This is a genomic window from Gluconobacter sp. P5H9_a, from assembly GCF_018812085.1.
Lineage (GTDB): Bacteria > Pseudomonadota > Alphaproteobacteria > Acetobacterales > Acetobacteraceae > Gluconobacter.
Genome location: NZ_JACRVW010000001.1, coordinates 18,314 through 40,246 on the forward strand (window position 1 = coordinate 18,314; position 21,933 = coordinate 40,246).

Consider the following 21,933-nt stretch of genomic DNA (forward strand, 5'->3'; position numbering starts at 1 on the left):
AACCACTGCTTCCGATCCAGTTCTTGCATCAAGCAGGCACATCCTCCCCCATTAAGGTCTGCCCAACGGGCACATAAGGCGCGCCTTTCATGCATCTCGCCGAACTCAAGAAAAAATCTCCGGCCGATCTGCTGGCTTATGCAGAGGAACTGGAGATCGAGAACGTCTCGTCCATGCGCAAGCAGGACATCATGTTTGCCATCCTCAAGACCCTTGCCGAGCGCGATCAGGCGATCTACGGCGAAGGGACGCTGGAAATCCTGCCAGACGGTTTTGGATTCCTGCGCAGCCCGGAAGCAAATTACCTTCCCGGCCCTGACGACATCTACATTTCCCCGACCCAGGTTCGTCGCTTCGGCCTCCGCCCCGGCGATACCGTCGAAGGTCAGATCCGTGCACCGCGTGACGGCGAGCGTTACTTCGCTCTGCTCAAGGTCAACACCATCAACTTCGAAGACCCGGACGTTGTCCGGACGCGTATCAACTTTGACAATCTGACGCCGCTCTACCCTGAGCGCCGCCTGAAGATGGAAGTTGAGCAGTCCGAGCCAGCCGCCAGCGAGTCTTCTCCGCGTAGCAAGGGCAAAAAGGACCAGCGCGACTACACCCCGCGTGTAATCGATCTGGTAACGCCAATCGGCATGGGCCAGCGTGCCCTGATCGTTGCTCCGCCCCGCACGGGTAAGACCGTGATGCTCCAGAGCATCGCTGCGTCCATTTCAGCCAACCATCCTGAAGTCTTCCTGATCGTTCTTCTGATTGATGAGCGTCCGGAAGAAGTGACGGACATGGCGCGCTCGGTGCGTGGTGAAGTCGTGTCCTCCACCTTCGACGAACCGGCAACACGCCACGTTCAGGTGACGGAAATGGTTCTCGAAAAGGCCAAGCGCCTCGTCGAGCACAAGCGCGACGTGGTCATCCTGCTGGACTCCATTACGCGTCTTGCCCGCGCCTACAACACCGTCGTTCCTTCATCGGGTAAGGTGCTGACAGGTGGTGTGGACGCAAACGCCCTACAGCGCCCCAAGCGCTTCTTCGGTGCGGCCCGTAACATTGAAGAAGGTGGCTCACTCACCATCATCGCAACGGCCCTGATCGATACGGGCTCGCGCATGGACGAAGTGATCTTTGAAGAGTTCAAGGGCACCGGTAACGCCGAACTCATCCTGGATCGCAAGCTTGCAGACAAGCGTACCTTCCCGGCCATCGACATCACCAAGTCTGGCACACGTAAGGAAGAGCTTCTTGTTGAGCGCGGTGAGCTTTCCAAGATGTGGGTCCTGCGTCGCATCCTTGCCCCGATGGGCACGATGGATGCCATGGACTTCCTGCTGGACAAGCTCAAGTACAGCAAGTCCAATCAGGACTTCTTCGACGCGATGAACAACTGATCCTGTTGTTTGCATCACAAAAAAAGGGGAGCCATGGCTCCCCTTTTTTATTGGGCTTTCTCACTCACCCTTTTCGAGATTGAGGAGAATTCTCTTGTCTACAACACCATTCAGGCCCGAATAGCCTCCAAGCCCGTTTGTTCCCACAACACGATGACACGGGATCAGAACAGGGATCGGATTCGCGCCCATTGCTCCGCCTATGGACCGGGCTGATCCACCAGCCTGAGCCGCAATCTGGGCGTATGTTCGGGTCTCTCCGTAGGGGATTTCAAGGATTGCCTGCCAGACCTTCTGGCGATACGGCGTGCCATATGGAGAGAATGGCAGACTGGAAAAATCTACCTTTTCGCCATCGAAATACTGTTCGAGCAGATCCCGAACTTTTACGAGGAGCGGAGTCTGCTCCTGATCGCGTCCCCATCCCCAGTCGAGGGCGACAATACGCCCTTCGTCTTCACTGATGGTCAGGGCACCCAAGGGGGAATAACAGGATAGCTGTGGCATACAGTTAGGCTGCCCGATGCCTCGGAAAGCGTCAATCATGCTTCCCTAAAAGAGTCCCGGTAAAAAAAACGTATGCATGCCCTGCATATTCCGGGAGGCCGATATTCTCAAAAAACATATGGAACTATTTTCGTATCCTTTCCTGAAATACTCTGCAATCTGTTGGGAAATAGCCATTCGTGTGTCAAAAACGCGACAGGATGCCCCATATGCAGGTCATTAGTTTTTGAGAACAGTTCTCATCTACTTGTTTTCAGATTTTTGCCAGCATAACGATCACGGAAACGTCAGAAGCCCAGTTTTCTATAAACAATAAGATAAGGAGTAGTAAGTTCTCGTGATGCTGGTTTTCCAGGCAACTTGAAAAACTGATGATTCCTTACCTGTAAGGCATCTATCAGGACTTAAGCGGTCCGGAATATCAGCAATAAGAACAGTCTTTGCAAAAAGGACAGTCGGATCATGGTCTCTGGTCTACTGACGCCGATCAACGTTACGAAGAAGCGCCTTCTAGGCTGCGCAGCCGCACTGGCATTCTGCGCAGCTTCCCCTCTTGCCCTCGCTGAGGACACCGGTACCGCCATCACCAACGCCGACCAGCATCCAGGAGACTGGATGAGCTATGGCCGGACCTATTCCGAGCAGCGCTACAGCCCGCTGGACCAGATCACAAAGGACAATGCCGGCAACCTGAAGCTTGCATGGCATTATGATCTGGATACCAATCGTGGGCAGGAAGGTACGCCGCTGATCGTCGATGGCGTCATGTATGCCACGACCAACTGGAGCAAAATGAAGGCTCTGGATGCAGCAACAGGCAAACTGCTCTGGTCCTACGATCCAAAAGTTCCCGGCAATATCGCTGACCGCGGCTGCTGCGATACGGTCAACCGTGGTGCGGCTTACTGGAACGGCAAGGTCTATTTTGGCACGTTCGACGGTCGTCTGATCGCTCTGGACGCCAAGACCGGCAAGCTGGTCTGGAGCGTTTACACGGTTCCAAAGGAAGCACAGCTCGGTCACCAGCGCTCTTACACGCTTGATGGCGCCCCGCGTATTGCCAAGGGCAAGGTCATCGTCGGCAACGGTGGTGCAGAGTTCGGCGCCCGTGGCTTCGTGACAGCGTATGACGCTGAAACAGGCAAGCTGAACTGGCGCTTCTTTACCGTTCCGAACCCCGACAACAAGCCGGACGGCGCCGCTTCTGACGATGTGCTGATGTCCAAGGCTTACCCGACATGGGGTAAGGGCGGCGCATGGAAGCAGCAGGGCGGCGGCGGTACCGTCTGGGACTCGCTGATCTATGACCCGGTCACAGATCTCGTCTACTTGGGCGTCGGTAACGGCTCGCCATGGAACTACAAGTTCCGTTCTGAAGGAAAAGGAAACAACCTCTTCCTCGGCAGCATCGTGGCCATCAATCCTGATACCGGCAAATACGTCTGGCATTTCCAGGAAACGCCGATGGACCAGTGGGATTACACCTCGGTTCAGCAGATCATGGCGCTCGACATGCCGATCAATGGCGAAATGCGCCATGTGCTCGTTCATGCGCCAAAGAACGGCTTTTTCTATATCCTCGATGCCAAGACCGGTAAGTTCATTTCCGGCAAGCCTTACACCTACGAGAACTGGGCCAATGGTCTGGACCCTGTAACGGGTCGTCCGAACTATAACCCCGACGCTCTGTGGACGCTGAACGGCAAGCCCTGGTACGGCATTCCGGGCGATCTGGGTGGCCATAACTTTGCTGCCATGGCTTACAGCCCGCAGACGAAGCTGGTTTACATCCCGGCTCAGCAGGTTCCGTTCGTCTATGACCCGCAGAAGGGTGGCTTCAAAGCTCACCACGATAGCTGGAACCTTGGTCTGGACATGAACAAGATCGGCCTGCTGGATGACAACGATCCGCAGCACAAGGCTGACAAAGCCCAGTTCCTGAAAGATCTGAAGGGCTGGATCGTGGCCTGGGATCCGCAGAAGCAGCAGGCAGCGTTCACGGTTGACCACAAGGGTCCGTGGAATGGTGGCCTTCTCGCCACGGCTGGCGGCGTTCTGTTCCAGGGTCTCGCGACCGGTGAATTCCATGCTTACGACGCTACGACAGGCAAGGATCTGTTCAAGTTCCCAGCCCAGAGCGCCATCATTGCTCCTCCGGTGACCTATACGGCTCACGGTAAGCAGTATGTTGCAGTTGAAGTGGGTTGGGGCGGTATCTATCCATTCTTCCTGGGTGGCGTAGCCCGGACCTCCGGCTGGACCGTCAACCACTCACGAATCATCGCCTTCGCTCTTGATGGCAACGATAAGCTGCCTGCCAAGAACGAGCTTGGATTTGTTCCGGTGAAGCCGCCTGAGAAGTGGGACGAAGCCAAGACCAAGGACGGTTACTTCCAGTTCCAGACCTATTGTGCAGCCTGCCACGGCGACAACAGCATCTCTGGCGGCGTTCTGCCTGACCTGCGTTGGTCCGGTGCGATCCGCGGGCCTGAGAAGTTCTACAAGCTTGTCGGCAAGGGTGCTCTGACGGCCTACGGTATGGATCGTTTCGACACGTCCATGTCTCCGGCTGAAATCGAAGACATCCGCAACTTCATCGTAAAGCGCGCCAACGAGTCCTACGCAGACGAAGTCAAGGCCCGAGAGAATGAGGCAGGCGTCCCGAACGACGAATTCCTCAACGTCCCTCAGGGTTCGGTTGCGCCTGCAACGCCGGACCATCCGTGACGGGAAACCGTCACGCTGAAAGGAATGACGTGACATGCTCAAGGCATTAACTCGGGACAGACTGGTATCTGAGATGAAACAGGGATGGAAATTCGCGGCCGCAGTCGGCCTTATGGCAGTGTCTTTTGGCGCTGCCCAAGCCCAGGACGCTGATGACGCCCTGATTCAGCGCGGTGCCTACGTGGCCCGCCTGTCTGACTGCGTCGCCTGTCATACCGCACTACACGGCCAGCCTTATGCTGGTGGTCTGGAGATCAAGAGCCCGATTGGCACGATCTACTCCACCAACATTACGCCGGACCCAAAATACGGTATCGGCAGCTACACGCTGGAAGACTTCACGAAGGCGATCCGCAAAGGCATCCGTAAGGACGGCGCAACGGTCTATCCGGCCATGCCGTATCCTGAGTTCGCCCGCCTGTCCGATGACGACATCAAGGCCATGTATGCCTTCTTCATGCATGGGGTGAAGCCGGTTGCTCTTCAGAACAAGCAGCCAGGTATCTCTTGGCCGATGAACATGCGCTGGCCGCTTGCCATCTGGCGCGCAATGTTTGTTCCAACCGTCACGCCAGGCCTCGATAAGAGCATTTCCGATCCGGAAGTGGCTCGCGGCGAATATCTGGTGAATGGCCCAGGCCATTGCGGCGAGTGCCATACGCCTCGTGGTATGGCCATGCAGGTCAAGGGTTACACGGCCAAGGACGGCAACGCCTATCTGTCTGGTGGTGCACCAATCGACAACTGGATTGCTCCAAGCCTGCGCAGCAACAGCGACACAGGTCTGGGTCGCTGGTCTGAAGACGACATTGCCCAGTTCCTGAAGAGCGGCCGTATCGACCATTCTGCCGTCTTCGGTGGTATGGCTGACGTGGTGGCCTACAGCACCCAGCATTGGACGGACGACGACCTGCACGCCACAGCCAAGTACCTGAAGAGCATGCCTGCCGTGCCTGAAGGCAAGAACCTTGGTCAGGACGATGGCAAGGCAACTGCCCTGCTGGAAGCAGGTGGTAAGGGTGATGCAGGTGCAGAAGTTTACCTCCACAACTGCTCCATCTGCCACATGAACGACGGTACAGGCGTCAACCGCATGTTCCCGCCTCTGGCTGGTAACCCGGTTGTCATCACGGACGATGCAACCTCGATGGCCAACATCGTGACCTTCGGTGGCATTCTGCCTCCGACGAACACAGCACCCTCTGCTGTTGCCATGCCAGGCTTCCGCGATCATCTGTCTGACCAGCAGATCGCAGACGCCGTCAACTTCATGCGCAAGAGCTGGGGTAACCAGGCTCCAGGCACGCTGTCTGCTTCGGATATCCGCAAGCTCCGCACGACGGGCGCTGCGGTTTCCACCGCAGGCTGGAATGTCTCTTCCAAAGGCTGGATGGCTTACATGCCACAACCTTACGGCGAAGGCTGGACCTTCTCCCCGCAGACTCATACGGGCGTGGACGAGGCTCAATAAGCCTCTTCTGACCCTATCGGTCTGAAAGAAACGGGCGGTCCGGAAACGGGCCGCCCGTTTTCTTTTGTGCAGGCCGATTTCACATGACGACGTCCTGCATTACATAAAGGGGCATGAACCCCTTTTCCTCCTCGGACCCCCAGGTCATTTTTGCTCTGGCCACAGGCGCAGGCCGCGCGGCAATCGCCATCATGCGCGCCAGCGGACCGGGGAGCGCCTCTGTTCTCCAAAGCCTATGCGGGTCCTTGCCCGAGCCTCGGCGTGCCAGCCTCCGGAGCCTTCGCCATCAGGGCGAGGTGATGGATCATGCTGTGGTGCTCTGGCTGCCAGGGCCAAAATCCTACACCGGAGAAGATGGGTTCGAGCTGCACCTGCATGCAGGTCCGGCCGTTATTGCACGTGTCGCTGACGCCCTGACGGATCTGGGCGCCCGCCCTGCAGAGCCGGGAGAATTCACAAAGCGCGCCGTGCAGAAGGGCCGACTGGATCTCCTGCAGGCAGAAGCCATCGCAGACCTTGTCGATTCCGAGACTGAAAGCCAGCGCAGACAGGCTCTGCAACAGGCCGATGGGGCGCTAAGCCGCCTTTATGACGGATGGGCTCAACGGTTAAGGCTTGTTCTGGCCCATCAGGAAGCTCTGATCGACTTTCCTGATGAAGACCTTCCCCCCGAGGTGGAACACACTCTTCTGGCCGAGATGTCAGCTCTACATAACGAGATGTCCGCTCATCTTCAGGACAACCGTGGAGAACTGATGCGACAAGGGCTGACGGTCGTGATCGCAGGCTCGCCAAACGTAGGAAAATCAAGCCTTCTCAATGCGTTATCCGGATATGACGCAGCTATTGTCACTCACCGCGCAGGAACAACACGGGATGCCATTGCGGTAGACTGGGTTCTGGATGGCGTTCGTCTTCGTCTGATCGACACCGCCGGGCTGCGGGAAACTGAAGATGAGATTGAGGCGGAAGGTATTCGCCGGGCACTGTTTCACGTGAAACAGGCGGACGTTATTCTGCACCTCATTGGGCCAGATGAAGCAGAAGATGCTTTGTCTTCCAATGAAATTTCTGTCCGAACAAAAATCGACATCGCACCAGCGCCCCCGAACATGCTAGGCATCAGCACCCAGACGGGTGAAGGTCTGTCAGAACTGCGAGCCTTCCTGACCAAACGGGTCTCAGCGATGACGGCCAATGCCGGAGCGCCGCCTTTGACCCGTGCTCGCCACCGTGCAGGCATTCAGGAAGCTGTTACGCATCTGGATCTCGCCCGAGGTGCCACGTGGCCCGAGTTGCGCGGAGAAGAATTACGCCTGTCCATGCAGGCTCTGGGACGTCTGACAGGACGTGTTGATGTTGAATCCCTGCTCGATGCAATTTTCGGGCAGTTCTGTATCGGGAAGTAAGTTTTGAGCGATTTCGATGTCATCGTGATCGGCGGCGGCCATGCTGGTTGTGAAGCAGCCGCAGCGTCAGCGCGCTTTGGGGCCAAGACGCTCCTGTTGACGCACAAGCTCGAAACCATCGGGGCTATGTCTTGCAACCCAGCCATCGGCGGGATTGGCAAAGGGCATCTCGTGCGTGAGATTGATGCGCTGGATGGCCTGATGGGCAAAGCCGCTGATCGCGCTGGCATCCATTTCAAGCTGCTCAATCGCTCCAAGGGACCGGCTGTACATGGCCCGCGCGCGCAGGCAGATCGCTCCCTTTACAGAACGGCCATTCAAACCCTTCTGGCAGAAACAGCCAACCTGACCATCATGGCAGGTGCGGTTGGAGATCTGATTGAAGAGAACGGGCATATTCGTGGTGTGATCTGCGAAGATGGTCGGTCTTTCCGCGGTGGCGCCGTGGTGCTCACGACGGGCACATTCCTGCGCGGTGTCATCCATGTCGGCCACGAACAGCAGCTTGCGGGGCGCATCGGTGAAGCGCCCGCCACCAAGCTGGGAGAACGACTGGAAGCTCTGAAGCTTCGTATGGGCCGCCTCAAGACTGGCACACCACCACGCATTGCCCGAGACAGCATTGACTGGGAGAACCTGCCTGAAGATCGGGGTGATGAAGTTCCAGAGCCGTTCAGCCCTTTGACGAGCAGCATCACCAACGCCCAGGTCTCATGCCGGATCAGCCAAACCACACCTGAAACGCACCGGATCATCAACGAAAACCTGCACCGTTCAGCCATGTATGGTGGCGCGATTGCAGGCCGTGGCCCACGATATTGCCCGTCGATTGAGGACAAGGTTGTCCGTTTCGCAGAGCGGTCTTCCCATCAGGTTTTTCTTGAGCCCGAAGCGCTTCCTGGGAATCCCGGGGGTGACCTTGTTTACCCGAACGGGATCAGCACCAGCCTTCCCGCTGATGTTCAGGCCCTCATGATCGCTTCGATGCCAGGGCTGGAAAAAGCGCGGATCGTCACAGCCGGATACGCGGTGGAGTACGATTACGTCGACCCGCGAGAACTGATGCCCTCACTTCAGTTGCGCAGCCTACCTGGCCTTTACCTGGCGGGGCAGATCAACGGCACGACAGGCTATGAGGAAGCCGGCGCTCAGGGTCTTCTTGCTGGCCTGAATGCCGCTCGCGCGACCGCCGGAAACGATCCGCTCATTCTGGATCGGAGCGATGCTTATCTGGGTGTCATGATTGACGACCTGACATTGCACGGCATCAGCGAGCCCTACCGCATGTTCACGTCACGGGCCGAGTATCGCCTGAGCCTTCGGGCTGACAATGCAGACCTACGACTTACGCCAAAAGGCATGGAAGCCGGTTGCATTCTATCTGAACGCGCTGAAGCCTTTACCGACATGAAAACCCAGATTGACGCGGCCATGGCACTGGCAGCATCGACGACCTTCCTGCCCCAAGCCCTCAAGGACGTCGGGTTTGAGGTCTCTCTGGATGGGCGGCGTCGCAGCATTCTGGATGTTCTGGCCAGCAACGGCGATCATTCGAAGGTGTTGGATCTGGCGCCATGGTTTGGTGCCCTCCCTCTCCGTATCCGCCGCCACGTGGAGACGGAAGCCCGCTACGGCGGCTATCTCCAACGGCAGGATCGCGAGATCAAGCAGCTTGCATCTGAAAGCGCCATCGCTCTTCCGGACAATCTGGATTACAACGCTATCGGCGGCCTGAGCAGTGAGATGCGTGAGCGTTTTACTCAGGCACGACCAACCAGCTTTGCAGCTGCGCAACGTGTGCGAGGTGTAACCCCCGCTGCGCTGGTTGCCCTGCTGGCCCATGTAAGGACCCTGTCATGACCACCGTTTCACGTGAAACGCAGGAGAGACTGGAACGCTTCGCAGACCTGCTCGTGCAATGGAATGCGAAGATCAATCTGGTCAGCCCAAAAGATCTGGGCCAATTGTGGCCACGCCATATCCAGGACAGCCTACAACTTGCAGACATGATTCCTGCCGATGCAACCATTACTGATCTGGGCTCAGGCGGAGGCTTTCCTGGCCTTATTCTGGCAATCGCAACAGATAATCCTGTGACGTTGATTGAGTCCGACCAGCGGAAATGTGCCTTCCTCCGGGAAGCTGGTCGCATCTGCGGAGCCAAAGTCACGGTCATTCCAAAGCGGATTGAGTCAGCAACCCCGCCAGAAGCGGACATTATTACAGCCCGTGCATTGGCGCCTCTCGTCAAACTTCTCGGATGGGCACGCCCTCTGCTGAAAGAAAACGGATTTTGTCTGTTTCTCAAAGGCATAAAGGCGCAGGATGAGTTGACCGAGGCAAGCCGTGACTGGCACATGACATCTACCATTCTTCCCAGCCGCACCGACCCCGGCGGAGCCATTATCAAGGTCAGTGATTTCAAGCGTGTCGTCTAATTCCGTATCCCCCACCACCCGCATCATTGCCGTCACCAACCAGAAGGGCGGTGTCGGCAAAACCACGACCACAATCAACCTAGCCGCAGCGCTGGCACGGAAACAGCGCGTCCTGCTCGTTGATCTGGACCCTCAAGGCAATGCCTCGACCGGGTTGGGCATTGAGTATGATCAGCGGAATATTGGCACGTATGCCGCCCTGATGCAGGAAGCGGAGCCTCAGGCTCTCGCACAGCCGACAGAGTTCGAAAATCTTTCGATTATCACCGCCAATAATGAGCTGGCTGGTGCTGAGCTTGAGATGATCGCAGATGAGCGTCGTGAATATCGTCTAAGGGATGCTCTGCGCTCCCTTGAAGGCGACTACGATACCATTCTGATCGATTGCCCGCCCAGCCTTGGCCTTCTCACGCTCAATGCCCTCGTCGCTGCAGACAGCGTTCTCGTGCCGCTACAGTGTGAGTTCTTTGCGCTGGAAGGGATCAGTCAGCTCGTTCGAACCATTGACCGTGTGCGTCGTGCTTTCAATGCAGATCTGCATCTCGAAGGCATTGTGCTGACCATGTATGATCGACGGAACAATCTTTCAGAACTCGTCGCACAGGATGCGCGGGGTTTCTTCGGTGAGCAGGTTCTTGAAACGTTGATCCCAAGAAATATTCGTATTTCCGAAGCTCAGAGCCATGGCAGCCCGGTGCTGAATTATGATGCGCGCTCCACAGGCGCAGTCGCCTATGTGGCACTGGCGGACGAACTTCTGAAGCGAACCGAGAACAGGACAAAGGCGTAAGCTGCGATGGCCAAAAAGGACTCCTCCCCGCGCCTCGGTCGTGGTCTTGCCGCCCTTCTGGGCGATCAAGCTCCCCAACTTGCCCGAGCTACGCGCGCCAATGCGCCTGTTCAGCAGCATACGTCCCTGCCCGTTGACGTGCTGGAGCCCAGCCCCTTTCAGCCCCGTCAGGACATGAACCCTGAGCGACTGGAAGAACTGGCCAATTCCATTCGGTCCCGCGGCGTGCTGCAGCCCCTCCTCGTCCGACCAGACCCGGCCAACCCTGAGCGATACCAGATCATCGCAGGAGAGCGGCGGTGGCGCGCCTCTCAGCTTGCCGGGCTGCATAGTGTCCCCGTGCATGTGCGCCAACTGGATGACACGGATGCCATGGCAGCCGCGCTTGTGGAAAACCTTCAGCGCGCCGACCTGAACCCGATCGAAGAAGCCGAAGGCCTTCAGCGGCTCATCACAGATTATACCCTGACTCAGGAAGAACTGGCGGGAGCAGTCGGGAAATCCCGCCCTCACATCACCAATACAATGCGCTTGCTGAACCTGCCGCCAGAGATCCGGGCCCATGTCCGCCGTGGTGAGCTATCAGCCGGACATGCCCGTGCCCTTCTGAGCCATCCAGACCCGATAGCAGCGGCCAAAATTGTTTTGGAAAAAGGGCTGAATGTCCGCCAGACAGAAGCTCTTGTCGCTGAGAAATCAGAGAAGAAAGCCGTTCAGAAAAAGCGCCGGGACGCAGAGATTGTCCAGATTGAAGAAGATCTGGCTCTCCGGCTGGGACTCAAAGTCCACATCGCTTACGATGGAAAAAAGGGCGGCTCCTTGAAGATCGATTACCGGTCTCTGGAGCAGTTTGAGAGCCTCATGCGTCTTCTCAATCGGGAATAAGAGACAGTTATCAAAGGGCACCTCAGTTTTTTGAGTTTTTTCATATTAATCTGAAAAAAACCCCTTGCGCGCACTCCTGATTCCCCTTTATAAGGCGCCTCACCGGAAACGGAGCGACGGGCACATAGCTCAGTTGGTAGAGCAGCTGACTCTTAATCAGCGGGTCCAAGGTTCGAGCCCTTGTGTGCCCACCAAGCTCCGTTTCCGGTCTTACCCTTGAAAATATGCATCTCAAAGAGTTTTATCTGGATTTTCAAATCTGGTTACTCTCGCTTTTAGAAAACATTCGCTCGAACGTTTTCACAAAAATTAAAATAATAGCCCCTTAGAAGAGCTTTCTTTGGTGATAATGAAATATTCCTATCGTCTTTTTTGACGACAAAAAGACGATAGGAAAAAGCTTTAAGGAATTTTTGCTCGGCGCTGTTCGCAGTTCTGACATACAAACTTCTGCAAGATTACCATCACGCATCCTATATTCTGGCTGCACTCGGCGGTTGCCTGATGCAATGGATTGTTGATGTGACAAGCGCTCGCTTAAAGAAAAAGAATACCTGACCAAGACCTCCTCAGAGGCATCCCCGGTTTATCCCCGAAAATCTGGCAGTTCGTTAACAGCCACAACACGCCACAGCCCATTGATACGCTCGATAATCGAAATCGACAGATTTTGAATAGTGAAGCGCAGAGCAATGTCAGGGTGAATGGCCAGAGCATGTGAAAGTGCGGCCCGGATCGCGCCACCGTGGCTCACAACAACCATGTCCTGACCAGCATTTGCGTTAGCAAGATCTTCCAGCCCATGGGAGACGCGTGCACAAACATCCAGCATGCTTTCTCCGCCTGGCGGCAACTCACTGGCTGACAAAGACCAGAATGGATTAGGCGGCAGCCTCAGCAGAGAGAGAAACTGATCGTGCGGCGTTCCGTGCCACTCTCCGATAGATTGCTCAATAAATCTTGGATCAACCGTGACGTCAGCGTGTGTAAACGCTCCTGCGCAGCGTATCTGTGCAGCAGTGTCCCGTGCCCTTTGCAGCGGTGAGGTATACCAGACAGCATCGGACGGCAGCCTTCGGGCCAGAGCAGCGTATCCACCCTGCTGGCTCGCCATCGCATCCCTGCAAAGCGGAACGTCCATTGCGCCATACATGGTCTTGCGCGCGCTCGCCTCTACAACGGCATGTCTGATCAACCAGAAGCGGGTAATACCGCGTGGCAGTTCAGGCGTATCAAGAAAGTGTCCATGAGGGACGGCTTGGTCTGTCTGTGTCATGAGAGAGGCGCGTAACGGGGAACAGGGTTGGCGTCCAGAAGAACGTCCCAGTTTTCCAAAATGAGCTCAAGTTTGGCAAGCACCCGCTTCGCGTCTGCGCACTCCCGCTGCAAGCGCTGCTTTTCATCCAGACCTTCGTGCGATGGCTCGCCTGAGACCAGACGCGCACCGCCACACAATCTCAAAGCTCCGGCATGACCAGTCACCAAGGGATGTGGAACCGGAACAGGCTGGCCAAGAACACAGAGAAGTGCTGCCTCGCCCTCCCCTACCCATGGTGAAAGATCTGCATTGAGCCACCGGTGCAACTTACGGGCATCTTCCAGTCCGAGAGGCGCATCCGGATTTTTGGGGTCTTCCACCAGAAATGACAGAATGGTCGGCACAGCGTCCCACCGACCATCATCAATGGGTTTTCCGACTGGCAGTAACGTGCAGGTAGGACTGGCCTCTACCAGCTTAACAGCCTCAGTCATGAAATCATTGAGTCTCTGGCGAATCAGGGAGTCAGGAAGCGAGAAGAGCGCATCCATTTCAGCGAGAGCCGCATGCCAGCGGAGGGCCAGACCGATATTATGGCCCTCATTCAACGCGTGCCTGTCAGCCTGCTCAGGCCACTCGTCCCGATTTCCATAAGACTTCAAGCCTTTGGGGAGCGAAAGCGATGACATCTTCTCCAGGATTACATCTGGCAGCAGAAGAGCCCCACAGAACGGTGGTCCGGTAAAGAATTTTGACCCTGTGATCATAACTAGCAGACCATCTTTAACCCATTCTGAAACACGCGATGGGCTAAGGCGTGCCTGGCAGGCATCTACAACAACACTGAGGTGCTCTCCCAACTCAGCCTGCAACTCTGCAACCGTTTCCATATCAGGTGCTGCAAGACCCGTTTTTGACTGATCCAAACGATGCAGCAGGACGTGTCGGCCAGCCTTCACTTCTCGTTGGGCCAACTCCCTACATTCCGCATTAATGTCTTCAAGCAGACGCGAGGTTCCATCCTCATTCCGAATGGGAACGCAAAACAGTTGTGTGTCTTCGGGGAATCCCTCAATCAGTTCCCCCTTTCCGACTGTCGTAGAGCATGCGCTATCACCCGCGAAGTGACGCCCACGAGCGGCCAAGGGCACCCCACTCCCTGTCTCATCAGGAGCCAGAAGAATGGAACTGACTGGTCGATCTGTTCCAGCCGCCACAAGGGCAAGCACAGCAAGTTCACAATCCGTGCCGGATGCGGACAGAAGAACGGCATCTTCCAGCAAACCATAATGCCGCCCGATACCTGCACGCGCACTTCTGACCATGCTTTCCTGCACGAGATCCGGGTCCTGCTTTGACAGGAGCGCATTCATCATCATGCAGCGCGCAAATTCAGCGCCCCCAAAACCTCGTTCTGACAAAGAGGATGCTGTGGAAGAACCGAACGTCACGGCCCATGGGCGTGGGCGATGAGAACAAGAATACTTGTTCAGGCCAGTTTCGGGATCAACGGCCAGGCGAGAATCCCCGCCGCTACTCATCAGTGTTTCTGCCGGGGCCATAACGTGCCACAGCCGCACAAGAACGGGTCTGAGGCGCTTTGCGTCATCTTCGGTGAATTCCGGAGGGTTTGACAGGTGGTGCTTCAGGCTAGTCCAGAGTGCCAGAAGCGTTGTGCTGTCCGGAACGTCTCCCGCACAAAGAGCCAATTCCCGTGGAAGCGGATTGACCGCATTCGTATCGAGCGCATGAAACAGCGCTGCGACACGGGCAGCAGCAAAGCTCGCAAGGCGGACATCTGCCCCATTATGCAGAAGTCGAAAGAGTTCAACAGCCTGGCGAAGAAATGTCGGCGCTAAACCGGGCGTCCGCAAACATGGCTCACCTAGTTTCAGACATGCTCGCCCCGTTACTGAACTTGCTTCAGACAGGAGATTCTCACCCAACTGAAAAGACTGCTCCAGCGAAATATCGAGCTCGGGCATAAGTCCTGCAGCCACGACCCGCAGGTCCGGACGTTCCAAAACGTCTACAAGCGATCGGGTCAGTATATCAGCCAGCATACCTCTAATCTCCTGCCTAACAGGAATGTCTGGGTAGCTCATTACGGAACTCGGGGCGAGGCCTTAATGGTTACGGCAATTGGTTTCACTAAATATTACCACAAGCAAAATTTGCGCCTCTTGTACAACACTGTAAGATACTTCTTCGTGACGGGGCTGAAGCTCCTACCGTGATGTTAAGAGGTTGAAATGCGGATATTGTTGACAGGCGGTTGCGGCTTCATAGGTTCGGCCGTGGTGCGTCATATTATCAGGAACACTGAACACAGCGTTCTGAATGTGGACTGCATGACATATGCAGCGTCCGAAGACACCGTATCCGAAGTTTCTTCCGATCCGCGTTACTCTCACGCACGGTCAAACATCGTGAATGGCGTTGAAATGCAACGCCTTTTCGAAGAATACCGTCCGGATGCAGTCATGCATCTTGCTGCTGAAAGCCATGTAGACCGCTCGATTGATGGTCCAGGCGTTTTTGTCCAGACAAATATTGTCGGCACTTACTCTCTTCTGGAAGCTGCCCGGAAATACTGGAGCAATCTTGGAAATGATGAGAAAGCGGCTTTCCGCTTCCATCACATTTCAACGGATGAAGTGTTTGGCCATCTAGAGCCAAACGATCCGCCTTTCACCGAGACGACCCCTTACGATCCACGCAGCCCCTACTCCGCATCAAAAGCCTCGTCTGATCATCTGGTTCGTGCCTGGTATCATACCTACGGTCTGCCAACTTTCGTCACCAATACGACCAACAACTACGGTGTCTGGCACTTCCCGGAAAAGCTCATTCCGCTCGTGACCATCAATGCCATCGAAGGTCGTGAATTGCCGGTTTATGGCAAGGGTGAGAACATTCGCGACTGGCTGTTCGTTGAAGACCATGCTGAAGCTCTCGTCCGCGCTGTCGAAATTGGCAAACCCGGTGAGACCTATGCCATCGGTGCCCGTCAGCCGCGCACGAACCTCGAAGTCGTCAAGAAGATCTGTGCCGTTCTGGATGAACTCCTGCCAGACCCGGAAGGCCCGCGTGAGCGTCTGATCCGTTATGTGACAGACCGTCCCGGCCATGATTTCCGCTATGAAATCGACCCGTCCCATGCCGAAAAAGAGCTGGACTGGAAAGCCAAGAACGATTTCGAAACTGGCATCCGCAAAACGGTTCAGTGGTATCTCGACAACCGTGACTGGTGGGAAGGAATCCGTTCCAAGCGTTATACGGGACAGCGACTGGGAACACGCGCATGAGCACGATCGAGACGAAGCCCATGAAGGGCATTATCCTGGCTGGCGGTTCGGGCACACGCCTGTATCCCATGACGCTTGCTTCCTCAAAGCAGCTCCTGCCAGTCTATGACAAACCGATGATCTATTATCCTCTTTCCACGCTGATGCTGGCGGGAATCCGGGATATCATGATCATCACGACCCCGCACGACATGCCGCAGTTCCAGCGTCTTCTGGGCGATGGATCACAGTTTGGCGTGAAGTTTGAATACCGGGTTCAGCCGTCCCCAGACGGTCTGGCACAGGCGTTTCTGATTGCCGAGGATTGGATCCAGGGCGCTCCTTGCGCACTCGCTCTCGGCGACAATCTGATCTTCTCCGAACATCTGGGTGTGCTGCTGCGCGCAGCATCGAACCGGCCGGAAGGCGCAACCGTCTTCGCCTATCAGGTCCGTGATCCTGAGCGCTATGGCGTGGTCTCGTTTGATGAAAGCGGCCGAGCTCTAAAAGTCGAAGAAAAACCAGCTCAACCGGAATCCCATTGGGCCGTCACAGGTCTGTATTTCTATGATCACCGTGTGGTGGATTTCGCCAAGAAGGTGAAGCCCAGCCCCCGTGGCGAGCTGGAAATCACTGATCTCAACCGTATGTATCTTGAAGAAGGCACCCTGCAGGTTGACCGCCTTGGTCGTGGCTGTGCCTGGCTTGATGCTGGTATGCCAGATAGCCTGATGCAGGCTGGAACCTTCGTTCAGACCATTCAGTCCCGTCAGGGCATGCTGGTTGGCTCACCTGCTGAAGTCGCGTTCCGCAACAAGTTCATCAACGCTGACCAGCTTCGTGCCCACGCGAAAAAAATGGGCAAAACAGAACTCGGCCGCCTTCTGCTTGAACTGGCAGACCACGCTTCCTGAACTGGATGTCCAAAACGCTGTCTAAATTTCCCAGACAGCGTTTTTTCTGCCCCCTCTCTGTTTTGTCTCCGCTCCCGGACATCGTTTATAAAAAGGAATTCGTCATGAAGGTTGAACGTCTCGCCATTCCCGACGTCATTCTCGTCACGCCGCCACGTTTTAGTGACAATCGGGGTTTCTTTTCGGAGACCTACAATCTCGATCGTATGACAGAAGCGGGTATCAACCTTCCGTTCGTTCAGGACAATCAGAGCCTGTCCTGCGAAAAAGGCGTTGTGCGCGGACTTCACTGCCAGCTTGCCCCCTACGAGCAGGGAAAGCTGGTTCGTGTGACGCGCGGTGCCATCTGGGACGTTGCTGTAGATGCCCGTACAGGCTCCCCGACCTATGGTCAGTGGGTAGCTGCAGAGCTGTCTGCTGAAAACTGGTCTCAGCTCTGGGTTCCGCCGGGCTTTCTGCATGGTTTCGTGACTCTCGAAGAGAACACGGAAGTTCAGTATAAGTGCACATCGCTTTACAGCAAGGTTTCCGAGCGGGCCGTCATCTGGAACTGCCCAGACCTGAATATCGATTGGCCCATCGCCGAAGAAGAAGCTATCCTTTCCGACAAGGATAAGGTCGCTCCGCACTTCTCCGCAGCCAAGGGCTGGTTCTCTTACGAAAAGTGAGTCGCGTTATGTCCAGCACAGGTCCTATCCTCGTCACGGGCGGCAATGGCCAGCTTGCGACGTCTCTTGCGAACATCGGGGGTGATCAGATCATCCGTGTTGGGCGCCCTGAATTCGACTTTGACAAGCCGGAAACCATTTCCGCAGCTATCGAAAAATACCGCCCTGAAGCTGTCGTGAATGCAGCCGCATGGACGGCCGTTGATCTGGCAGAAACGGAAACAGCTGGAGCTGAACGCGCCAACTGCTCCGGCCCAAAGGCGCTCGCAGAAGCCTGCGCAAAGGCCGGCATTCCGTTCATCCATGTTTCAACGGACTATGTTTTCTCCGGTGACAAGGGATCTCCTTACACGGAAGAGGATCCTACCAGCCCTGAAACAGTCTATGGCAGCACAAAAGCTGACGGCGAACAGGCTGTTCTGGCGGCAAACCCAAAGAGCATCATCCTTCGGACCTCTTGGGTTTACTCCGCGCACGGCAAAAATTTCGTCAAGACCATGATCAATGCTGGCGCCAAAAATCCGGCGCTCAAGGTTGTTGGCGATCAAAGCGGCAACCCCACCAGTTCTGACGACCTGGCTGATGCTATTCTCGCTATTCTGGCCCTCATCAAAAAAGATGGCTGGAAGCCGGAATTTGCTGGCATCTATCACGCCAGCGGCACAGGCGAAACGACATGGCACGGTCTGGCTGTTGCCGCGCTCGAAGAAGCAGAAAAGCATGGTCAGACCATGCCAACAGTTAGTGCAATCCGGACGGAAGACTGGCCAACCCCAGCCAAGCGCCCGCAGGATTCCCGACTAGACTGCTCGAAACTGCATCGTATTTTCGGTGTTCGTCTGCCAGAATGGCGTGAGAGCGTGGCGCGGACAGTTCACCGGCTTTTCGCAGCAACCTGAGAATAAGGGGTCATCCCAGAAATTTCGCAGGATGGCCCTAGTTTCCTGACCCGTTTCAACCAAGGATATTATGTCTTCTCCCCACTCCGGCATCCGCCGCTGGAACCCACAGATGATACGGGGAGGAGCAAGCCAGACCGCCGACAGGACAGACCGTGTCGCCATTCTACTGTCCTTGCATAACGGCGAAACCTATCTCAACGCACAGCTCGACAGCATTCTCGCCCAGACCCACACGGATTGGGTCCTTTACTGGCGTGATGACGGATCAACTGATGCCTCCCGTGTGATCATGCTCTCATTTGAAGAGCATCGCGGTCACGGGCGTTGCATCGAAATTACATCCGTCATGGGCAATATGGGCGTGACGGGGTCTTATCTGCATCTTCTGGATTCCATTCCTCCAACGCCATTCGTAGCGTTCGCAGATCAGGATGACGTCTGGCAGCCTCAAAAGCTGGAATGGGCGCTGGAATGGCTACAGAAACAGCCGCTCGATATGCCAGCCTTATACTGTGCCCGTCAGTATCTGACAGATTCTTCGCTCAACGTGTTCAGTAAGTCGGCGTCCCTCAGCAGAGCCCCTGACTTTGCATCCGCTCTGACGCAAAACATCGCAACCGGGCACACGGTTGTTATCAACGTGGCGACATATGAGCTTTTATATGAGCGACTGCCTCCGCCCTTCATCCTGCATGACTGGTGGGCTTATCTCGTTACGATGGCCTCTGGCGGCAAAGTCTTTTTTGATGAGCGGTGTGTCAGCTATTATCGCCAGCACGCGCGCAACACCGTCGGAGCCAAACGCTCGCTTCTCAGTCGAGGCTTAAGTGCTCTTAGACGTGGACCCGGCGTCTTCATGACGATCTTTGAGTCCAATGTTCAGCACCTGCTCCAGGAACCGGATACCCTGACAGAAGACGCAAAGACCCTTCTGTCAGAACTGGCCGGAGCCCGAACGTTAAGAGCCAGAATCAAAATCCTCTGGAAGCGAAGAGAGCTTCAACGCCAGACACGTTGTGAGACCGCTATTTTCCGTCTATGGTTTCTTCTTGCAGTCCGGCAGCCTTCTCAAGGCTGAATATGTAGCTCACGTCGCATGGCATCCATGAAGGCCCCGTCATGCTCAAGACTGAACGGGCGCGCAGACGCATAATCATAAGCAATGTTGGCGGCTTTGATACGCAGGTCTTCAGGTTCTGAGGCATACCGCGGAACAATATGCGTATGAAGAGACGGTGCCAGATTGCACCATGTCTCGTAATTGATGCGGTTTGAAGCGGTAAGAGCCAGAAGAGCATCCCCGACGGCAGCAACATCCAGAAGATATTGAATCCGCTCCTCACCTTTCAGGTCATTCAGGGAAGACACGACAGGATCAGCCAGGAGTTGGCAATATCCTGCAAGAGGCTGCGTCTCACCAATAACCAGCCAACCAGATTTCATACGCCCAATGACAAACGGGTTGCTGCCACTTCGCGCGGCAACAACCCGTTTTGCAATAACATCCAACATGTATGTTTCCCTTCAAAAAGGGAAAGCTATCATGCAGCGGAGCGTGCGTCCTCTTCATCGTCTTCCGGCACAATGCGCTTGTTATCGCGAGTGGGCCGGAAACGGTTTTCCACCAAGGCGTCTTCAATATCTTCGAGAGAAGCACCGGATGTTTCTGGGACGAAGAAAAAGACAAAAATGACCGAAGCCAGATTGACGAGGGCATAAAACCACATCGTCCATGTCAGACCAATTCCCTCTGCCATCGTAAGAGCCGTGCTGGTGACGAGCAGATCAGCCCCCCACAAGGTAGCGGCATGTAGCGAGGTTGCCTGACCACGCATGGACAGCGGGAACATTTCAGCGCCCAACAGCCAGCCACAGACCTGAATGCCACCAGAATTGAACATCATGAACAACAGCAGGAACGCCACGATCAGATAAGACCCCGCGCTGCCTGCGGCCGGGTGAAGCATGAACATGATACCCAGACCAACCAGCGAGAGTGCAGCCCCCGGGCCCATGATCAGCATCAGGCGACGCCGACCGATCCGGTCTACGAAAAGACAGCCCAGAATGGTCATGATGCAATAAACGATTGCGACACCAAGCGAGGCCCAAAGCGCCGACGATGCGCCGAAACCAGCATCATTCAAAAATGTTGGGGCATAGTAGATCATCATCTCCAGGCCACCACACTGGGTGAAAAACGCCACGCCCAGTGCTGCGACCAGAGCCGGACGAACCCATGGCTGAAAAAGACCACGCCACCCTCGGTTCTCCTGCTTGATACCCTCTGCATTCTCACGAATGGCTTCGACTTCCTTGCGAACAGCCCTTTTTGTGGTACGGATACGGCTAAGATGAAGAATGGCATTCTTCATGCCTTCATTCTCAGCAGACCAGCGCGGGCTTTTCGGCATGAAGAACATGGATACGAAGACGAGGGCAGCCGGTATGGCGGCAATCCCCACCATAGGGCGCCAACCCCAGTTTGTGCGCTGGGTAAGACCGATAATGTTGGCAATCAGAATACCGAGACCGATGGCCACATTGAACATCGTCACCAGGCTTCCCCGCCGTTCTTGGGGAGCCAGTTCCGAAATATACATCGGCACAACCTGTGTGGAACCACCAACGGCAAGTCCAAGCACAAACCGTGCGGCAATGAGGCTCCATACATCCGGAGAGAAAGCACATGCGGTCGCGCCAAGGACAAAGACACCACTAACCAAACATGTTGTGGTGCGGCGCCCGAATTTCTCTGACAAAGATCCGGCTATAAAGGCCCCGAATACTGCGCCAAGGAGAATAGCCGAAGCTACACTTTCCTTCATTGTGGAGTTCAGATGAAAATCATCACCAATCAAAGGCAATGTGCCTGAGATGATGCCCGTGTCGTAACCGTAGAGACCACCACAGATTGCAGCAACCATAGCTGCAAGCATCAGGATCAATTTCGCGTTTGGTGAGACCTCAACCTGTGAGAGGTCTATCTGTTCACGAGCAGGTCGAGATGTTTTTGTATCATTTGGCATAATGACATTAACATATCGCAATCTATTCAGTTTTTCTGCATTTTTCTATTTTTTTGAAAATTAAGTGACTTTCCACTTATTCTAGCCATGAAAATCAGAACTCTATATGAATTCCAGGACTGCTCCGGAGGCCCTCGATGCTAACGCCTACACCTGATACCACCCGTGATGTCCCATACATCTCTGGCAGAGCCCTGATCATCATGCATATTGGTCTTGTGGCTTTTATCGTACTTGTGTCCTCGTGTGCAGGAACA

The 21,933-nt window shown here is 55.5% G+C and carries 18 protein-coding genes and 1 tRNA gene; 14 read left to right on the forward strand and 5 right to left on the reverse strand.

The features are described from left to right. Window positions 1-89 precede the first annotated feature (89 nt). The gene (gene rho, locus KP708_RS00095) at window positions 90-1,391 is read left to right on the forward strand and encodes a transcription termination factor Rho (RefSeq protein WP_046900397.1); all 1,302 of its coding nucleotides are present in this window, start codon (window positions 90-92) and stop codon (window positions 1,389-1,391) included. Between the two features lie 60 nt (window positions 1,392-1,451). Here the strand turns inward: rho and KP708_RS00100 are convergent, their stop codons facing one another. After that, window positions 1,452-1,937, reverse strand: a complete 486-nt coding sequence (locus KP708_RS00100; RefSeq protein ID WP_202206863.1) for a methylated-DNA--[protein]-cysteine S-methyltransferase — start codon at window positions 1,935-1,937, stop codon at window positions 1,452-1,454. Window positions 1,938-2,360: 423 nt separating this feature from the next. On the opposite strand from KP708_RS00100, the gene KP708_RS00105 reads away from it, so the two are divergent. From KP708_RS00105 to KP708_RS00140, 8 genes are all read left to right on the forward strand, one after another. Then, window positions 2,361-4,625, forward strand: coding sequence for a PQQ-dependent dehydrogenase, methanol/ethanol family (locus KP708_RS00105; protein ID WP_215749579.1), 2,265 nt, complete (start codon window positions 2,361-2,363; stop codon window positions 4,623-4,625). Window positions 4,626-4,659: 34 nt separating this feature from the next. Beyond that, complete coding sequence (locus KP708_RS00110) at window positions 4,660-6,096, forward strand: cytochrome c (RefSeq protein ID WP_215749581.1); 1,437 nt, start codon at window positions 4,660-4,662, stop codon at window positions 6,094-6,096. A 113-nt stretch (window positions 6,097-6,209) separates the two neighbouring features. Then, on the forward strand, window positions 6,210-7,505 hold the full coding sequence (gene mnmE / locus KP708_RS00115; protein WP_215749583.1) for a tRNA uridine-5-carboxymethylaminomethyl(34) synthesis GTPase MnmE: 1,296 nt from the start codon (window positions 6,210-6,212) through the stop codon (window positions 7,503-7,505). A 3-nt stretch (window positions 7,506-7,508) separates the two neighbouring features. Continuing rightward, a complete protein-coding gene (gene mnmG, locus KP708_RS00120; RefSeq protein ID WP_215749585.1) occupies window positions 7,509-9,365 on the forward strand; it encodes a tRNA uridine-5-carboxymethylaminomethyl(34) synthesis enzyme MnmG in 1,857 nt (618 codons plus the stop codon). Continuing rightward, on the forward strand, window positions 9,362-9,943 hold the full coding sequence (gene rsmG / locus KP708_RS00125; protein ID WP_215749587.1) for a 16S rRNA (guanine(527)-N(7))-methyltransferase RsmG: 582 nt from the start codon (window positions 9,362-9,364) through the stop codon (window positions 9,941-9,943). The genes mnmG and rsmG overlap by 4 nt, the downstream gene beginning before the upstream one ends. Beyond that, complete coding sequence (locus KP708_RS00130) at window positions 9,933-10,733, forward strand: ParA family protein (protein WP_099211280.1); 801 nt, start codon at window positions 9,933-9,935, stop codon at window positions 10,731-10,733. The genes rsmG and KP708_RS00130 overlap by 11 nt, the downstream gene beginning before the upstream one ends. A 6-nt stretch (window positions 10,734-10,739) precedes the next feature. Further along, the gene (locus tag KP708_RS00135) at window positions 10,740-11,618 is read left to right on the forward strand and encodes a ParB/RepB/Spo0J family partition protein (protein ID WP_215749589.1); all 879 of its coding nucleotides are present in this window, start codon (window positions 10,740-10,742) and stop codon (window positions 11,616-11,618) included. 118 nt (window positions 11,619-11,736) lie between these two features. Further along, window positions 11,737-11,812 (forward strand) — tRNA-Lys (locus KP708_RS00140). 392 nt (window positions 11,813-12,204) lie between these two features. Here the strand turns inward: KP708_RS00140 and KP708_RS00145 are convergent. After that, window positions 12,205-12,894 (reverse strand): histidine phosphatase family protein, encoded by a 690-nt coding sequence (locus KP708_RS00145; RefSeq protein ID WP_086634871.1) that lies wholly within the window; start codon window positions 12,892-12,894, stop codon window positions 12,205-12,207. Then, window positions 12,891-14,939 (reverse strand): hypothetical protein, encoded by a 2,049-nt coding sequence (locus KP708_RS00150; protein WP_215749591.1) that lies wholly within the window; start codon window positions 14,937-14,939, stop codon window positions 12,891-12,893. Before KP708_RS00150 ends, KP708_RS00145 begins: the two co-directional genes overlap by 4 nt. A 189-nt stretch (window positions 14,940-15,128) precedes the next feature. On the opposite strand from KP708_RS00150, the gene rfbB reads away from it, so the two are divergent. The 5 genes from rfbB to KP708_RS00175 all read left to right on the forward strand — a co-directional run bounded on the left by rfbB (window position 15,129) and on the right by KP708_RS00175 (window position 19,725). Further along, window positions 15,129-16,184 carry a dTDP-glucose 4,6-dehydratase gene (gene rfbB / locus KP708_RS00155; RefSeq protein ID WP_215749593.1) on the forward strand — a complete coding sequence of 352 codons (1,056 nt, stop codon included), beginning with the start codon at window positions 15,129-15,131 and terminating at the stop codon, window positions 16,182-16,184. A 20-nt stretch (window positions 16,185-16,204) separates the two neighbouring features. After that, the gene (gene rfbA / locus KP708_RS00160; protein ID WP_202207245.1) at window positions 16,205-17,077 is read left to right on the forward strand and encodes a glucose-1-phosphate thymidylyltransferase RfbA; all 873 of its coding nucleotides are present in this window, start codon (window positions 16,205-16,207) and stop codon (window positions 17,075-17,077) included. A 104-nt stretch (window positions 17,078-17,181) separates the two neighbouring features. Continuing rightward, on the forward strand, window positions 17,182-17,745 hold the full coding sequence (rfbC, locus tag KP708_RS00165; RefSeq protein WP_215749594.1) for a dTDP-4-dehydrorhamnose 3,5-epimerase: 564 nt from the start codon (window positions 17,182-17,184) through the stop codon (window positions 17,743-17,745). A gap of 8 nt (window positions 17,746-17,753) precedes the next feature. Further along, entirely contained in the window at window positions 17,754-18,644 is an 891-nt protein-coding gene (gene rfbD, locus KP708_RS00170) for a dTDP-4-dehydrorhamnose reductase (protein ID WP_252347315.1), read from the forward strand. Window positions 18,645-18,714: 70 nt separating this feature from the next. Next, window positions 18,715-19,725, forward strand: a complete 1,011-nt coding sequence (locus KP708_RS00175; RefSeq protein WP_252347316.1) for a glycosyltransferase family 2 protein — start codon at window positions 18,715-18,717, stop codon at window positions 19,723-19,725. Here the strand turns inward: KP708_RS00175 and KP708_RS00180 are convergent. Then, a complete protein-coding gene (locus KP708_RS00180) occupies window positions 19,716-20,159 on the reverse strand; it encodes an HIT family protein (protein WP_215749598.1) in 444 nt (147 codons plus the stop codon). The two genes, KP708_RS00175 and KP708_RS00180, sit on opposite strands and share 10 nt — an antisense overlap. Window positions 20,160-20,188: 29 nt before the next feature. Next, complete coding sequence (locus KP708_RS00185; RefSeq protein ID WP_215749599.1) at window positions 20,189-21,676, reverse strand: sugar porter family MFS transporter; 1,488 nt, start codon at window positions 21,674-21,676, stop codon at window positions 20,189-20,191. Window positions 21,677-21,933: the final 257 nt, after the last annotated feature.

Coding starts and splice junctions, on each gene's coding strand:
- rho (WP_046900397.1), top strand. CDS start 90: ATGCATCTCGCCGAACTCAAGAAAAAATCTCCGGCCGATCTGCTGGCT.
- KP708_RS00100 (WP_202206863.1), bottom strand. CDS start 1,937: ATGATTGACGCTTTCCGAGGCATCGGGCAGCCTAACTGTATGCCACAG.
- KP708_RS00105 (WP_215749579.1), top strand. CDS start 2,361: ATGGTCTCTGGTCTACTGACGCCGATCAACGTTACGAAGAAGCGCCTT.
- KP708_RS00110 (WP_215749581.1), top strand. CDS start 4,660: ATGCTCAAGGCATTAACTCGGGACAGACTGGTATCTGAGATGAAACAG.
- mnmE (WP_215749583.1), top strand. CDS start 6,210: ATGAACCCCTTTTCCTCCTCGGACCCCCAGGTCATTTTTGCTCTGGCC.
- rsmG (WP_215749587.1), top strand. CDS start 9,362: ATGACCACCGTTTCACGTGAAACGCAGGAGAGACTGGAACGCTTCGCA.
- KP708_RS00135 (WP_215749589.1), top strand. CDS start 10,740: ATGGCCAAAAAGGACTCCTCCCCGCGCCTCGGTCGTGGTCTTGCCGCC.
- KP708_RS00145 (WP_086634871.1), bottom strand. CDS start 12,894: ATGACACAGACAGACCAAGCCGTCCCTCATGGACACTTTCTTGATACG.
- KP708_RS00150 (WP_215749591.1), bottom strand. CDS start 14,939: ATGCTGGCTGATATACTGACCCGATCGCTTGTAGACGTTTTGGAACGT.
- rfbB (WP_215749593.1), top strand. CDS start 15,129: ATGCGGATATTGTTGACAGGCGGTTGCGGCTTCATAGGTTCGGCCGTG.
- rfbA (WP_202207245.1), top strand. CDS start 16,205: ATGAAGGGCATTATCCTGGCTGGCGGTTCGGGCACACGCCTGTATCCC.
- rfbC (WP_215749594.1), top strand. CDS start 17,182: ATGAAGGTTGAACGTCTCGCCATTCCCGACGTCATTCTCGTCACGCCG.
- rfbD (WP_252347315.1), top strand. CDS start 17,754: ATGTCCAGCACAGGTCCTATCCTCGTCACGGGCGGCAATGGCCAGCTT.
- KP708_RS00175 (WP_252347316.1), top strand. CDS start 18,715: ATGTCTTCTCCCCACTCCGGCATCCGCCGCTGGAACCCACAGATGATA.
- KP708_RS00180 (WP_215749598.1), bottom strand. CDS start 20,159: ATGTTGGATGTTATTGCAAAACGGGTTGTTGCCGCGCGAAGTGGCAGC.
- KP708_RS00185 (WP_215749599.1), bottom strand. CDS start 21,676: ATGCCAAATGATACAAAAACATCTCGACCTGCTCGTGAACAGATAGAC.